Annotated in this window: 17 protein-coding genes; 6 read left to right on the forward strand and 11 right to left on the reverse strand. The window is 31.7% G+C overall.

The genetic code is table 11. The annotated features are described in order from the left end of the window. Window positions 1-43 precede the first annotated feature (43 nt). The 8 genes from HXZ69_RS02590 to HXZ69_RS02625 are packed head-to-tail and all read right to left on the reverse strand — an operon-like array spanning window position 44 to window position 4,317. Complete coding sequence (locus HXZ69_RS02590; RefSeq protein ID WP_280050962.1) at window positions 44-490, reverse strand: VOC family protein; 447 nt, start codon at window positions 488-490, stop codon at window positions 44-46. Between the two features lie 28 nt (window positions 491-518). Further along, entirely contained in the window at window positions 519-1,175 is a 657-nt protein-coding gene (locus tag HXZ69_RS02595; protein ID WP_038330630.1) for a DUF2461 domain-containing protein, read from the reverse strand. A 3-nt stretch (window positions 1,176-1,178) separates the two neighbouring features. Beyond that, entirely contained in the window at window positions 1,179-1,643 is a 465-nt protein-coding gene (locus HXZ69_RS02600) for a DUF1801 domain-containing protein (RefSeq protein ID WP_038330627.1), read from the reverse strand. Next, window positions 1,643-2,623 (reverse strand): DUF1801 domain-containing protein, encoded by a 981-nt coding sequence (locus tag HXZ69_RS02605; RefSeq protein ID WP_286494905.1) that lies wholly within the window; start codon window positions 2,621-2,623, stop codon window positions 1,643-1,645. Before HXZ69_RS02605 ends, HXZ69_RS02600 begins: the two co-directional genes overlap by 1 nt. After that, window positions 2,578-3,033, reverse strand: coding sequence for an SRPBCC domain-containing protein (locus tag HXZ69_RS02610; protein ID WP_125350073.1), 456 nt, complete (start codon window positions 3,031-3,033; stop codon window positions 2,578-2,580). The genes HXZ69_RS02605 and HXZ69_RS02610 overlap by 46 nt, the downstream gene beginning before the upstream one ends. Before the next feature lie 3 nt (window positions 3,034-3,036). Continuing rightward, the gene (locus HXZ69_RS02615) at window positions 3,037-3,429 is read right to left on the reverse strand and encodes a VOC family protein (protein WP_125350072.1); all 393 of its coding nucleotides are present in this window, start codon (window positions 3,427-3,429) and stop codon (window positions 3,037-3,039) included. Between the two features lie 12 nt (window positions 3,430-3,441). Then, entirely contained in the window at window positions 3,442-3,849 is a 408-nt protein-coding gene (locus HXZ69_RS02620) for an SRPBCC family protein (protein ID WP_125350071.1), read from the reverse strand. A 21-nt stretch (window positions 3,850-3,870) separates the two neighbouring features. Continuing rightward, on the reverse strand, window positions 3,871-4,317 hold the full coding sequence (locus HXZ69_RS02625; RefSeq protein WP_219033967.1) for an SRPBCC domain-containing protein: 447 nt from the start codon (window positions 4,315-4,317) through the stop codon (window positions 3,871-3,873). 173 nt (window positions 4,318-4,490) lie between these two features. Between HXZ69_RS02625 and HXZ69_RS02630 the strand changes: the two genes are divergently transcribed. Beyond that, window positions 4,491-6,341 carry a CocE/NonD family hydrolase gene (locus HXZ69_RS02630; RefSeq protein WP_286494907.1) on the forward strand — a complete coding sequence of 617 codons (1,851 nt, stop codon included), beginning with the start codon at window positions 4,491-4,493 and terminating at the stop codon, window positions 6,339-6,341. Window positions 6,342-6,392: 51 nt separating this feature from the next. On the opposite strand, the gene HXZ69_RS02635 is transcribed toward HXZ69_RS02630, so the two are convergent. Beyond that, entirely contained in the window at window positions 6,393-6,809 is a 417-nt protein-coding gene (locus HXZ69_RS02635; protein WP_115000360.1) for an OsmC family peroxiredoxin, read from the reverse strand. Between the two features lie 246 nt (window positions 6,810-7,055). Further along, window positions 7,056-8,072, reverse strand: a complete 1,017-nt coding sequence (locus HXZ69_RS02640; protein WP_219033968.1) for a YCF48-related protein — start codon at window positions 8,070-8,072, stop codon at window positions 7,056-7,058. A 184-nt stretch (window positions 8,073-8,256) separates the two neighbouring features. Here HXZ69_RS02640 and glsA point away from each other — a divergent pair, with 184 nt between their 5' ends. The 5 genes from glsA to HXZ69_RS02665 all read left to right on the forward strand — a co-directional run bounded on the left by glsA (window position 8,257) and on the right by HXZ69_RS02665 (window position 13,570). After that, window positions 8,257-9,198, forward strand: coding sequence for a glutaminase A (glsA, locus tag HXZ69_RS02645; protein ID WP_371875726.1), 942 nt, complete (start codon window positions 8,257-8,259; stop codon window positions 9,196-9,198). 6 nt (window positions 9,199-9,204) lie between these two features. Then, the gene (locus tag HXZ69_RS02650; RefSeq protein ID WP_219033970.1) at window positions 9,205-10,098 is read left to right on the forward strand and encodes a LysR family transcriptional regulator; all 894 of its coding nucleotides are present in this window, start codon (window positions 9,205-9,207) and stop codon (window positions 10,096-10,098) included. Window positions 10,099-10,171: 73 nt separating this feature from the next. After that, window positions 10,172-11,131 carry a YeiH family protein gene (locus HXZ69_RS02655; RefSeq protein WP_115000367.1) on the forward strand — a complete coding sequence of 320 codons (960 nt, stop codon included), beginning with the start codon at window positions 10,172-10,174 and terminating at the stop codon, window positions 11,129-11,131. Between the two features lie 52 nt (window positions 11,132-11,183). Further along, the gene (locus tag HXZ69_RS02660) at window positions 11,184-11,891 is read left to right on the forward strand and encodes a peptidylprolyl isomerase (RefSeq protein ID WP_286494909.1); all 708 of its coding nucleotides are present in this window, start codon (window positions 11,184-11,186) and stop codon (window positions 11,889-11,891) included. Window positions 11,892-11,920: 29 nt separating this feature from the next. Next, window positions 11,921-13,570, forward strand: coding sequence for a B12-binding domain-containing radical SAM protein (locus HXZ69_RS02665; RefSeq protein WP_219033972.1), 1,650 nt, complete (start codon window positions 11,921-11,923; stop codon window positions 13,568-13,570). A gap of 57 nt (window positions 13,571-13,627) precedes the next feature. Here the strand turns inward: HXZ69_RS02665 and HXZ69_RS02670 are convergent, their stop codons facing one another. Further along, the gene (locus tag HXZ69_RS02670) at window positions 13,628-15,034 is read right to left on the reverse strand and encodes an efflux transporter outer membrane subunit (protein WP_286494910.1); all 1,407 of its coding nucleotides are present in this window, start codon (window positions 15,032-15,034) and stop codon (window positions 13,628-13,630) included. Between the last annotated feature and the right edge of the window lies 1 nt (window position 15,035).

Genomic DNA, 15,035 nt, shown 5'->3' on the forward strand with positions numbered 1-15,035 from the left:
CTCTCAAGTTGAGAGGTTTTATGTTTTATTCTTAAACTATATTTTACATCGAATGCGCTTTATTTCCTTCGAAATGAATCATCCAAGGTGTTCCAAATTGATCAATAAAAGACGCATAAAGCTCAGCAAAAAACTGCTCAGCCAAAGGCATTTCTAACGATTTTGCATTTACCGAAAGACGATCATATAATTGATGCGCTTCTGCGGGATTATCAACATCAAGCATAATGTAATTATTATTTCCAGCTTTGTATTGATGTCCAAATTCTTCAATAATATCAGAACCCATTAACATTGTTGTTTCATTAATAAACAATGCCACATGCGAAACTTTATCCTTTGCACTTTCTGGAATCTGAAATTCTGGATTTGGCGGCATATCTACCATTTTATACATCCCAATATTTTGCGTTTCAAAAACAGTTTCATAAAACTGAAATGCCTTTTCGCAATCTCCGTTAAAATTTAAGTAAGCGTGTACTTTAGCCATAATATAGTGTTTTTTTGTGATTATTTTTTTAATATAATGGTTGACCATTTTCATCGGTTGTTAAAACCTCTGTCATATAATTCAAAAATGGTTGAAGAACCTGAATTGATTTCGCCACTTTCTGCGGAAAATCTTTTGCTAAAACTTCTTCATCCGTGAAATTCTTGATAAATAAATATTGCTTTTTACGCAACAATTCAATTCGCTCATGATCTTTCGAAAAACCTTTTGGAGCAGATTTCACTTCTTCTCCTTGCATTTCTCCAAACTCATTCATAATTGTTTTGGATTGAAGAATCTTCGCTAATTCATCCGAAACTTCAATATCTTTTCTAATACGAAGCAAATCATCGCGCTCTGGTCCCCAAAAACCAACACCTATAAAATTATGATTCGGTTGAATATGGAAATAATACCCACCTCTATTAAGTGGCTTTTTGCGACCTGTTTGAGCAGAAAAATGAGTTTTATAAGGAGTTTTATCATGAGAAAAACGAACATCTCTATAAATTCTATAAATTTTAAGCGGTTCTAATTCTTCCTTTTTACTTAATTCTTGGTAAATCACATTGAAAATTGAATCTGCTTCAGCTTTCGCTGTATCAAATTCAACTTTATGTTCTGTAAACCATTCGCGGTTATTATTTTTTTCTAATTTTTTTAAAAATTTATCGATTTGTGACATGATTTATTTTTTTCGATTAAGTAGTACTTTTTCATAATTTTCTATCCATTGTTGTGGCGTAATTTTTTGCGCTAATTCTCCGATTAATTCAAACGGAATATCCTCTACTTTTTTGAAACGAATACAACTTTTTCCCATATCTAATTTACGTTTTGAGTATTTTGGATATTCATCAACAAACCAATTCAGCAATTTATTGTCCATATAAATTCCCATGTGATATAACGCAATGAAATTCTTTTGAGAAGCAATATTGATAAACGGCAACGGTGATTTCGGATCGCAATGATAACCATTCGGATAAAGTGAAAACGGTACAACAAACCCAAGATGACCATAGCTCAACTGCAACTCGAAACCAGTGGGTAATTTATCTGCCAAAATTTTAATTAATTTCTCAACAGCTTCTTTTCTTTCTACTGGAATTGACGTTAAATATTCTTCTAAATTTGCGACTTCATATTGCATTATTTTCGATATTTATCATTCAAACCTTTTCCTTCTAAAATCATAGGTTTTATTTTTTCGATGCGAGAAATTTTCGTTTTCTCTTGTTTTGCTTCATCAATATATTCGATGTATTCTTTTTGTCTTCCTGAAGTTAAAGCTTTAAATGAAGTAAATAATTTATTGTTTTGATTTAGAGTTTCTTTCAAAATCCCATCAACTTCTTTTGGTACAGATTTTTGAGGTTTTATTTCCTTTCCGTCTTTCACCAATTGAATCGCTTCTAAGACATATTCTCTTACTTTTTCGACATCAATTTCATCGGCAGAATTAAATCTCCATTGACGCAAAGCTTTCGTTTTTTCTTCATTCGCATTCACCAAAACTTTATATTGATCTTTCAAGAAAACGCCATTGTGAAACCACAACGCAAAATGATTTTTGAAACCACTAAATGCCAACACATTTTTCTTGTTAAACGTATAAATATCTCCACCCCATTTAAACTCTTTTACAAGTTCCGTTTCATTTACAACTTGTTGAATTTTCTCATTCGCTTCTGCCCAATTACCATTGTATTTCGTCCATTCTTCAGCTTTCTGATCTTTCATCAAACTAACTTTATACAACACAATTTCTCTCAATAATTTCTTCGGTAAAACTTTATCCAAGGGAAGTTGTATTGCACCTTTTGATGTTTTATAATCGGTTAAATTATTTTGAAAATGTTCGATTGTTTCAGCTCCAGGATAAATTCCTACATGATTTTTAAACATCGCAAAATGAATCACATTTCCATTCAAACGAAATGTTGGCATTTTATAATTAATCGTTTCTGTTGCTCTTGGTACAGTTTCGTGAATAATTTTTCTTATGTTTTCTAAAATCTCCTGTTTAGCTTGATCAAACCCAAGAATATATTCATCAATAGTTGTGAAATTATCTGCCATCATAATTAATCCTCGCAAATCTCTTTCAGTTTGCGCAGTGCATTTATCCACATTTCTCTGACTTGAGTTTCTGGAAAAACCTGATCATCTATCTCCACCGAACAGGTTAATCGTGTGTGACCTTCTACATCTTCCATTTTATAGGTTTCTTCTGTATTTTTCCACGCATCAATTTCTGGTCCATCAAAAATTTCTTGACCTTCTTCATTCAGCTTTCCTATATGACGCATTTTGATTGATTTTCCAATAATATTTTCATCTATTGTAGCAATCATCGCTGCCGAACCTTTCTCGGTATCATAAGTGAAATAAACATGAGAACCTTCGGACCAATCTCCTTTAAAATCTGAAGTTTCACTAAACGATTTCGTCCAAATTTTATACGAATCTGGCGCAATCATTACTTTATGCACATGTTTAGGCTGCGCATAAATTACTTCTGTAAACGATACTTTTTTCATATTTTAAGCATTTGCTAATCCAAAAACAGCTCCAGCAGGATCTTCTACAATTGCAAATTGAAGATTTCCTTCTTTATTTTTAATCTCATGAATAGATTTCCCTCCCATTTCCAACGCTTTTTGTAAACTTTCCGCAACATTTTCTACACTAATGTACATAATCCATTGAGAAGGAATTCCTTTATTCATACCACGTTTCGTACAAACTCCACCAGCCGCATTTTCTGGAGAAGACATCATTGCATAATCATTGTATTCTTCTTCGCCATCTTTCATCGCAACATTTTTGACTTCCCAACCAATCACTTCTTTGTAAAAATCTTTTAATTCAGTCGAATTTTCAACAGTTAAATCAGCCCAAACCATTTGACCAATTTTCGATTTATTTTCTTCCATCTTCTACTATTTTTATCGATTTGATTCAACATAATTTTTGAAACTATTCAAAATAGCTTGCCAACCTTGTTGTTGCATTTCAGTAGGATTTTGACTTTCTGGTTCAAATTTTTCTGTGATTTTGGTTAAATTATTTTCTTCATGAAAATTAATTTCAACCTTACGACCATCTGCGATGTAATAACGAATAAATTTATTTGGAATGATTTCATCATATTTAGCTTCAAATTCGAATTGAAAACTGCCATCTTTCGCAGCCATCGTACTCTTTAATTTTCCACCAACTTGCAAATCATTTTCTGCTTTCGGACAATGCCAATCATCAGAAGCTTGATTCCATTTTACAATATCTTCAGGAGAATTAAAAGCTTTCCAAACTTGATCTATTGGAGCATTTATTATTGTTTCGATTGTGATCATACGTATTTCTTTTGTTCATTTTTAAGGTTTCATAAAATCAAAAGCACCTTTGCGCAAATTAATTCCATATTCGAGATAAGCTTTCAAACAAGCCAAGAAATTAGCCCAACCTTCTGTTTGTCCCATCAATTGCTTAATTCCAGCTTCATCATCATTCATTTCATGTTCAATGACTTTGACAATTGTCGAATCATTTTCTCCTTTTTCAAGAAAAATTTCCACCAACATATCATCAACACCGCCACTCCAATCAAACGAAATGTATTCATCTTGTTTTAAATCGCCTCCCATTACAGGAAAAATATCATCAAACTCAGGGAATTTCCATTCAACAATTTTTCCAGTTTCGATAGCACCCGTAGAAGAAGCGATAAAATATTGATTCATCTTATTTGGATTAACAATCGCATCAAAAACTTCATTTTTAGGTTTCTGAATTTGAATTGTTGCTTTTGCAGTTAACTTCATTTCAATTGATTTTGGCTAACTAATTTAGTCAAAAAAAGTGTTCGAATTTTCAAATTCATAAAAAATAATTAAAACTTTATCGATATTGAAATCATTTGTAGAAAATAATTCGATTTATAAGTGTAAAATTTAAAAGTTTTTTACATTTATAGTATTGTAAAATTGATAAACACGTGAAAAAATTTACTCAAAAAGCAACTCTACTTAGTCTTATTTTGATGAGTGGAATTAGCTATGCGCAAGTTGCAAAAGCAGATTCTGCCTATGTTAGAGAGCATTATGAAAAGACCGAACAATTGATTCCGATGCGAGATGGAACGAAATTGTTCACGGCTATTTATACGCCAAAAGATCAAACCAAAAAATATCCTGTTTTACTTAATCGAACACCTTATACCGTAGCGCCTTATGGAGCAAATGAGTATAAAAAATCGCTTGGAAATTTCCCTGCAGAAATGCGCGAAGGTTTTATTTTCGTGTACCAAGATGTGAGAGGAAAATGGATGAGCGAGGGTGAATTTGAAGATGTACGACCTGTTAATAAAACGAAAAATAAAAAAGCGATTGACGAAAGTACAGATACGTACGACACATTGGAATGGTTGGCAAAAAACATGAAAAATTACAACCAAAAAGCTGGAATCTATGGAATTTCTTATCCTGGTTTTTATTCAACAATGAGTTTAGTTAATTCGCATCCAACCTTGAAAGCTGTTTCGCCACAAGCACCAGTTACGAATTGGTTTTTAGGCGACGATTTTCATCACAATGGTGTATTATTTCTGAATGATTCTTTCAAATTTATGTCGTCATTTGGTGTAAAACGTCCGCAACCAATTACGCCAGATAAAGGTCCAAAATCATTAGAATATCCAATCAAAGATAATTACCGTTTTTATTTAGAAGGTGGATCTGTAAAGGAATTGAAGGATAAATATTTTCAAGATAATATCAAATTCTACAATGATTTGTTTGCACATCCTGATTATGATCAATTTTGGCAAGATAGAAATCCTTTGCCACATCTTACCAATGTGAAACCTGCTGTGATGACGGTTGGTGGTTTCTTTGACGCAGAGGATGTTTATGGTGCTTTTGAAACTTATAAAGCAATTGAAAAGCAAAATCCGAATGCGACAAATATTTTGGTCGCTGGACCATGGTTTCATGGTGGTTGGGTTCGCTCTAAAGCCGATACGTTTGGCGATATGCAGTTTGGAACGCCAACAGGTGAATATTATCAGCAACAAATTGAATTACCTTTTTTCAATTATTATTTAAAAGATAAAGGAAATTTCAAACCGACAGAAGCGCAAATCTTTATCACAGGTTCTAACGAATGGAAACAGTTTGATACTTGGCCACCAAAGAATGTGACAACTCAGAAAATGTATTTGCAAGCCAACGGAAAAATATCTTTTCAACAGACTAATAATACAAGTTTTGATGAATATGTAGCAGATCCAAATAATCCTGTTCCATATCAAGGTGGTGTTTTAGAAAGTCGTCCACGAGAATATATGGTCGATGATCAACGATTTGCGTCAACTCGTCCTGATGTTATGGTTTATCAAACCGATATTTTAACGGAAGATATGACAATCACAGGTCCAATTATAAATCATTTATTTGTTTCATCAACAGGAACAGATGCTGATTATGTAGTAAAATTGATTGATGTTTTTCCTGAAGATACACCAAAATATAATGGGAAATTGATGGCTGGATATCAAAATTTGATTCGTGCCGAAATTATGCGAGGAAAATACCGCAATAGTTTTGAAAAACCCGAAGCAATGGTTCCTAATCTGAAAACAAATGTAACGTATTCTATGCCAGATGTTGGACATACTTTCAAGAAAGGACATCGTATTATGATTCAAGTTCAAAATACATGGTTTCCTTTAGCAGACCGCAATCCGCAACAATTTATGAATGTTTATGAAGCAACCGCGAAAGATTTCTTGAAACAAACACAACGAATTTATCACGATTCTTACATCGAAATTCCAGTTTTGAAATAACAAAAAATCCAACAAGTAATTTGTTGGATTTTCTATTTTGATTCTATCAATTTATTCAACTAAAACTGCAGAAATCAACACTTTTTCGAAACTAAATGAAACACTAATCGGACAGGTTTCTTCTGCCTCTTTTGCTATTTTCTGAAATTCTTCATCTGTAATCGAAGGAATACTTGCTGTTAAACTTAATTCTGATCGAACAACTTTTCCTCCTTCAAAAACAATTTTACAATCGGTTTCTAATTTTTCTGCTGTATAACCTGCGTCTCCAAGTAATGCAGAAGTTTTCATTGTAAAACAACCTGCATGAGCCGCTGCCAGAAGTTCTTCTGGGTTTGTTCCTACTCCTTCTTCAAATCGACTTTTGAACGAATATTGCGTATTATCTAATACTGTACTTTGTGTGGTTAATGTTCCTGATCCTTCTGTAACCGAACCATTCCAAACTGCTTTTGCACTTCTTTTCATTTTGAATATTTTTTAGATTGAATTTTATTAAAGTTAAAGATTATGAAATCATAAGAAGAATTAATTCTCAACTTTAAGAATAATTTTAACGAAAAAAGTTCAGATAAAAAATATCTGAACTTTTACTAAAAAAACTACTAACCACCCTTTACTATGAATTGTATTAGGTTATTCAAATTTACTAAGAAACTAATATTTATAAAATTGAAAATCAATTTCTAATCTAATTTTAATTTTAGAAAATCTTTATAACGTAACTTTTCCTATCTTTCCTTTATTCCCAACCAAAATCACATATTTCTTATCTGGCGAAACTGTACACGTATTGTAACTATCTTGTGTAATAGTTGTCCAATTATGTCCTCCATCTGCTGAATAATCCACTCCAGAATATCCACAAACCAAGACTTTATCTTTTGAAATAATTGTTACGCCAGATTTATATCCTGTTGGATATTTCCATGAATCTTGAAAAGCAATTTTACCATTTGTCAACTTAAATTTATAGAAATTATAGCTCGAATCTTCTGGTTTTGTAAAATCTCCACCAACCAAATATCCTACATTATTTGTTGCGTCATAAGCCATTCCATTAATTCCAGAAGTAGAACTTTTTGTTTTCTCTAACGCATACATTTGACCACCTTTTGGCGTATAATAGTATAAATTCGATAGCTCTCCTCCTGTCACAATCAAGGTTTGCTTTGCATCTACATACAAATTACTTCCACTTGAAGCAAAAAAAGCTTCTTTCGGATTTTTTAAACGCAAAGGTTGACCATGAAGCGATTTTGCAACTTCCCATTTTGTCGGATCAGTAATCGAAGACGTTAATACAAATGGTTTATCTGGCGACATTGGATCGCCCAAGACAATAATCTTTTTCGAAGTTTTATCCACATAAATTGCATCTAAAAAAATACCTTTTTCATTATTTTCATACACTTTATTCCATGATTTTCCGCCATCTTTCGTTTGCAAAACATAAGCAGGAGAATCAATTCCTAAAGCTAAATAGTTATCTTTTCCTAAAACTTCTACATCTCTAAAATCTCTATTTTCAACAACTTTCGGGTTAATCCAACTAAATGTTTTACCACCATCTATCGTTTTACCAATTGTATTTTTTGAGCCAGAAACAATAAACGTTTTTGCATCCTGAAAAGCCAAACCTCGGTAACTAACAGACGAATTTTCCTCATTAATCACTTGATAGGTTTGCGCAAAAGACAAACTCGATAACAATAGGACGAAATATTTCATTTTTTTATAAATTTTAGATTCTACATTTTATATAAAACTATTTTATCTCGGCGAATCAACCAAATATTTTTTAAGTTTGTGTTTTACATCAAATAAAATGAAACGATATACATTCTCAACATTACTTCTAAGTCTTACTTTAACATGTTTTAATCCAATTAATCAAACTGTTTATGGACAAAATATGTCAAAAAATAGTTCGAGAAGTTTACAGATTAATGAAAAAACATTAAACGATATTCTTGAGAGAAATAAAGCTTTTTACAAAGAAGGAAAAGTTGCCGATTATATTCCAGAATTAGGAAAAATGCAAGCGGATAAAATTGCTTTTTCTGTAGTTAATGAAAATGGTAAAGTGATAAATGTTGGCGATATCAATCAAAAATTTACAATTCAAAGTATTTCTAAAATCATTGCGTTGATGATTGCTGTTACAGAAAAAGGGGAGAAAAATGTATTTTCTAAAATGGGTTATTTCGGAACAGATAAACCATTTAATCATTACGCAAACCTTGAAACGACAGGAAAACCTCTGAATCCAATGATGAATGCTGGTGCGATTTTAACAACTTCTATGATTGATGGTGAAGGTGAAATTCCTTTCAAAAAAATCCTTGAAATGGTTCGCTACATCACCAAAAATAATTCGATAGATTATAGCAAATCCGTTTATAATTCTGAAAAAGAAACGGGACACAAAAATCGTGGAATGTTTTATTTGATGAAAAATAATGGCTTGATTGAAGGTGATGAAGAAAAGTTGAACAACTATTTCAAACAATGTTCTATCGAAGTAACTGCCGAAGATTTAGCTAAAATTGGTTATTTCTTTGCGCATCAATGCACACGTTTTGATGGTGATGCAACGTATAAAAATCCAGAAATCTCACAGTTAATTCAATCTCAAATGTTGACTGCTGGAATGTATGAATTTAGTGGCAAATATTCACGCACCGTTGGTTTACCAAGTAAATCTGGCGTTGGTGGCGGAATTACCGTTTCCGTTCCAAACAAAATTGGTATCGGCGTTTTCAGTCCTGCACTTGACGAACATGGGAATTCCGCAGCTGGATATCATATGATTTTGGATTTGGTAAAGCAATACAATTTAAGCTTATTTCAATAATTTCTTATGTTCGATTTTAGATTAAAAGTTTTTGATACGGTTGCTAAACGATTGAATTTCACGAAAGCAGCAAACGAATTAAACATAACACAACCAGCTGTTACAAAACACATTAAAGAAATTGAATTAAATCTTAACATTAAGTTATTTGAACGAAATGGGACGAAAATAAAATTGACCAAAGCTGGTGAAATTCTATTAAAATATACAGAAGAAATTTTTTCTGTTTATCAAAAAATGGAATTTGAAATTGGGCAATTACAAGAAAAACAAAAAGGAATTTTACGTTTGGGTGCAAGTACGACAATTGCGCAATATGTATTACCTCCTATTTTGGCAGAATTTCGAAAAAGATTTCCTGAAATTCAATTGAGTTTGGTGATTCAAAATTCGGAAAGAATTGAAGAATTATTAGGAAATCATAAAATCGATGTCGGTTTAATTGAAGCTCAAATCAAAAATAGAACGTTTCATTATTTTCCGTTTATGAAAGATGAAATTGTGTTAGTTTCTCGTCAAAATCATTCTATTTTTACCAAAAATAATATCAAATTAGATGATTTAAAGAACATTCCGTTGGTTTTTCGGGAACCTGGTTCTGGAACTTTAGAAACCATTGATTTAGCTTTAAAATCGAAAAATATAAAGCTAAATGAACTCAATATCGAAATTCAATTGGGAAGTACAGAAAGTATAAAATCGTATGTGTTACATTCTGATGCTTTAGCGTTTTTATCAATTCAATCTATTTTACAAGAACTTAAAAATCAAACTTTAACTATTATTGACATTAAAAACCTTGTGATAGAACGTAATTTCAATTTTATCATTCCAGAAGGTGATCAATCTAAATTGGTGAATTTGTTTATTAATTTTTGCAATAGTTATAACTTAAAGTAATAATAGATTACTTTTTATCATTTCTTTTTGAATAATAAGTACAAGAAATTTGTACCATAAAATTATTCAAATCATGAAAATTATACATTCAGAAAAAGGCTTATTTCAACAATTCACTACACAAAAAGTTATCTTTTTAATTTGTGCATTTCTATGTTTAATGCCTTTTATAAGCTCTCCTATCGCATTAGTTTTAGGATTTGTTGTTGCGCAAATATTTGGAAATCCATACGAAGTACAATCACGAAAAGTATCAAACACTTTACTGAAAGTTGCTGTGGTAGGTTTAGGATTCGGAATGAATATTTTTTCGGCTATACAAGCAGGAAAAGAAGGAATTGTATTCACCGTTGTAAGTATTTCTACGTTGATGATTTTAGGATTTTTATTTACCAAACTCTTCAAAATTGAAAAAGCTACAGGCTACCTAATTTCCGCTGGAACAGCAATTTGCGGAGGAAGTGCAATCGCTGCAATCGCGCCAATTACAAAAGCAAAACCCAATCAAATTTCGGTTGCTTTAGCAGTAGTTTTCACATTAAACTCAATTGCATTATTGATTTTCCCACCGCTTGGACATTTATTCAACTTATCTCAACACGAATTTGGTTTATGGTGCGCTATCGCAATTCACGACACAAGTTCTGTCGTTGGAGCAGCAAGTAAATACGGAGAAGAAGCTTTACAAATCGCTACAACAGTGAAATTAGCTCGCGCACTTTGGATTATTCCATTATCGTTTTTAACCTTATTGTTTTTCAAAAACAACACATCAAAAATTAATATTCCGTGGTTTATTGGTCTATTTTTAATCGCTATTTGTGTGAATACCTATGTACCTTTTGTCCATCAATTTAGTCCAATTATTATCGATCTATCTAAAGCTGCTCTTACGCTTACATTATTCTTAATCGGCACAAGTTTATCATTCAAAATGATGAAAAATATCGGCTACAAACCGTTATTAATGGCGATTATTTTATGGGTAATTATTGGTGTTGGAAGTTTAATTATGATTATGAATTTAGCTTAAAATCATTCAGATTTCTATATTTGTTGTTATCTTTAGAACAAGAAAATTTACAATGAATCATCGATTATTAAAAAATATTGCTCTCGGAATTGGATTTTCAATTTCGAGTTTTGTTTCTGCGCAAACCTATACTTTAAAATTCAAAACTAATTACGGAAAATTTGATGTAATGTTATATGATTTCACTCCCAAACATCGCGATTTGATTTTGAGTGAGATTAATAAAGGAACTTATACAAATGCACAATTTAACAGAGTTGTGAAAGATTTCGTCATTCAAGGAGGCGAATTAGATGATCCTATTTTGGCGCGAGAAGCCGAACATCCAGAGCAAAAACCGATTCGTTTAGCGCCAGAATTTAATCCGAAAGCTTTTCATAAAATGGGAGCTTTAGGTGCTGGTCGAGATGGAAATAAAGAAAAAGCTTCTTATTACAATCAAATTTATTTTGTTGTAGGAAAAAAAATTACAGCGAAAGAATTAGATGATTTGGAAACTAAAAAAGGAATCAAATTTACAGCAGAACAACGCGCTGAATATTTAAAAAATGGCGGACAGCCTCGTTTAGATCATGATTTTACAGTTTATGGAGAAATTACAAAAGGTTTAGACAAAGTCATGAAAATTAGTGAATTTGAAACAAAGAACGAATTACCATTAGAACCTGTTATTTTTTCAATCAAAGTGAAAAAGAAAAAAACGCCTACAAAATATAACAAAACAAGTGTTTCTTTGGGCGGTACAGCGATAGGTTTTTAATTATTATTTTTGCAAATCAATTACAAATTATGCAATCATCAATTTTATTAACGACTTTAAACGCAAAATATATTCACCTCAATTTGGCAATTCGTATTTTGTACGATTTAAATCATCATCATGGAAATATTTTTTGGAAAGAATTTACGATTAAATCTGACTTTGATGAAGTTGCAGAAAAATGCGTTAAATACAATATTATCTGTTTTAGTTGCTACATTTGGAATATTACGCAGACGTTAGAAGTTTGTAAACGAATCAAACAAATTTCTCCTGAAACTAAAATTTTGTTGGGTGGACCAGAAGTTAGTTACGAATATGATGATGTGATTGCAAATGATTATATCGACTATATCATTGTAGGTGAAGGAGAAATTCCGTTCGAGGAATTTGCAGCAAATTATCCCGCAATAGAAAATGTACCGAATTTAGTTTACAAAAAAGAGAACAAAGTTGTTTTCAATGCACAAAATATTCAATTTGATATTAATCGATTAAAAGGTCGAAATCCTTATCAATACGATAATCCAGCGGATTTGGAAAAGAAGGTTTGTTACATCGAAACTTCTCGTGGATGTCCTTATAAATGTGAGTTTTGTTTAGCAAGTTTAGACAATAAAATGCGCTATTTGCCGATGGAAACCATTAAAGAAAATTTGTTGTATTTGATGAAGCATGGAAAAACAATTAAGTTTTTGGATCGAACATTTAATATAAAACGTGATTTTACGATCGAATTGTTTCAATTTATTTTGGATCATTATCGTGAAGGAAATGTTTTTCAGTTCGAGATTACAGCAGATATTGTTCATCCTGATATTATAAAATTCATCAACGAAAATGTTCCAAAAAATCTTTTCCGTTTCGAAATCGGAATTCAAACCGTTAATCAACAAAGTAATCGAGAAGTTTCGCGCAAGCAAAATTTTGAAAAAACGTCAAATGTTATCAATCAATTGAAAGATCGTATTGAGATGCATTTAGATTTAATTGTTGGTTTACCTTTGGAATATATTGATGATTTGAAATTTAGTTTCGAAGAAACCTTTAAACTATATCCACCAGAATTGCAATTAGGTTTTCTGAAATTTCTGAAAGGGACTCCAGTTCGTCAAAAATATGAAAACTATGGTTACCATTTTGATCCAATGCCGCCTTATCAAATTATAAAAAGTGATTTTTTAAGTGAAAATGATTTAGAAAATATTACTGCTTTAGAAAATGCTCTGGAGATTTATTGGAACAAACCAAGAACGCCAGAAACGCTGAAATATATTAGTCAAAAGTATTCTATTTTCGATTATTTGATGGGATTAGGACAATATTTTGAGCAGCATCATTTGTTTCACAAACATACCTTGAACGATGTTTTTCAAACGATTTACGATTTTGCGCAAACATTTACAAACGACAAAATTATATTAGAATTAATCGCGATTGATTATTATAGTTTTCATAAATCAAAACCAAAAGATTTATTTGAAATGGAACAAAAAATTGAAGAAGATTTGAGTGAACTTGCTTCTCATCCAAAAAGTAAATTTGTTTCGATTCCAATTTCATTTGATTATCTAATTTGGAAAGATGAAAATCGAATTGAAGAAACTACTGAAAATTGGTTAATAGAATTTGTAGGAACTTCTCACAATATTATTCATTGCGAAGTTTTAGAGAAATAGAAGTATAAAAAAACCTCTCAAATATTTGAGAGGTTTTTTTCTTAAGATTAGAATTGCTTATTGCCATCCACCTCCAACAGCGCGATATAATTCGACCATTGATGATAAAGATGATAATTTCGCATCAACAACATTCAATTCAGCATTCAACCCATTGTCTCTTGCTGTAATTACTTCTAAATAGTTTGCCATACCGTAGTTTAACAATTCTTCAGAATAGGTAATTGCTTGATTGTATAATTGATATTCTTTTTGTTTATATTCAGCTTTCTTCGTTGCTGCATCGTATGTGTATAACGCATCAGAAACCTCTTTACTTGCATTTAAGATTTTGCTTTTATAATTAATCAAAGCATTTTCTTGATTTGCTAAAGCAACTTCTTTTTGCGTACGCAATTTACGTTGTTGTAACAAAGGTTGAGTTAAGCTACCGATCACCGTTGCAAATAAAGATTGCGCACTAAATAATTTATCAATATCAATTCCTTGTACACCACCTGTTGCAGTAATAGAAAGAGAAGGATAAAAACTTGCATTCGCAACGTTAACATTCTCAAAAGCGTTCATCAATCCAAACTCTGCAGCTTTGATATCAGGACGATTTTCTAACAATTGCGCTGGCACACCAACTGATAAAGTTTGGTTAACTTGTTGAGAAGCTAAATTTGTACGATTAATTGATTGAGGATTTGTTCCTAACAAAATACTCATCACATTTTCGTTCAACTTAATTCCGTTTTCAACATCAACCAACATAGATTTCACGCTATATAACTGAGCTTCTGTTTGATTAACAGCAACTTCTGTTACACTACCAGCTTCTTTTAAAGCTTTTGTTGTTTCTAAACTTTGTTCGCGGTTGATCAACGTTTTGTCTAAAATTCTTTTTTGCTCATCTAATGCTAATAAATTATAATAAGCATTCGCAATAGATGCTACAATTTGAGTTTTAACCGCTTTATGTGCTTCTACAGTTTGCAAATAAGTTGCAGCAGATGCACGTTGATTACTTCTGATTTTTCCCCAAATATCTGCTTCCCAACTTAAATTACCTGAAAGCTCGTATTGATTTTGACTTCTGTCCGTCATCATTGCACCAAATGGTGTATTTTTAGAACTTTCTGTAAAAGAGTATTTTGGTCCAACAGATAAAGTTGGTAAATAACCCGCTTTACCTTGTTTGGCATACGCCTCAGCAACTGCAATATTTTGCAGTGCCGAACGTATGTCTAAATTATTTTGTAAACCTTGATTAATCAAAGCTTGTAATTGCGAATCTGTAAAAATTTGTTTCCAAGAAACAGTTGCAACATTTGCACTGTCTTTTGCAATAACATCTGTTCTGAAGTTTGCTTCATTTACAACAGCTTCAGGACGGTTATAGTCTTTTGCTACGAAACAAGATTGAACAGCAAACAATCCAGCTGCGATTAAAGTAATATTTAAAATTCTGTACTTTTTCATA

The organism is Empedobacter sp. R132-2, assembly GCF_030324375.1.
Taxonomy (GTDB): domain Bacteria; phylum Bacteroidota; class Bacteroidia; order Flavobacteriales; family Weeksellaceae; genus Empedobacter; species Empedobacter falsenii_B.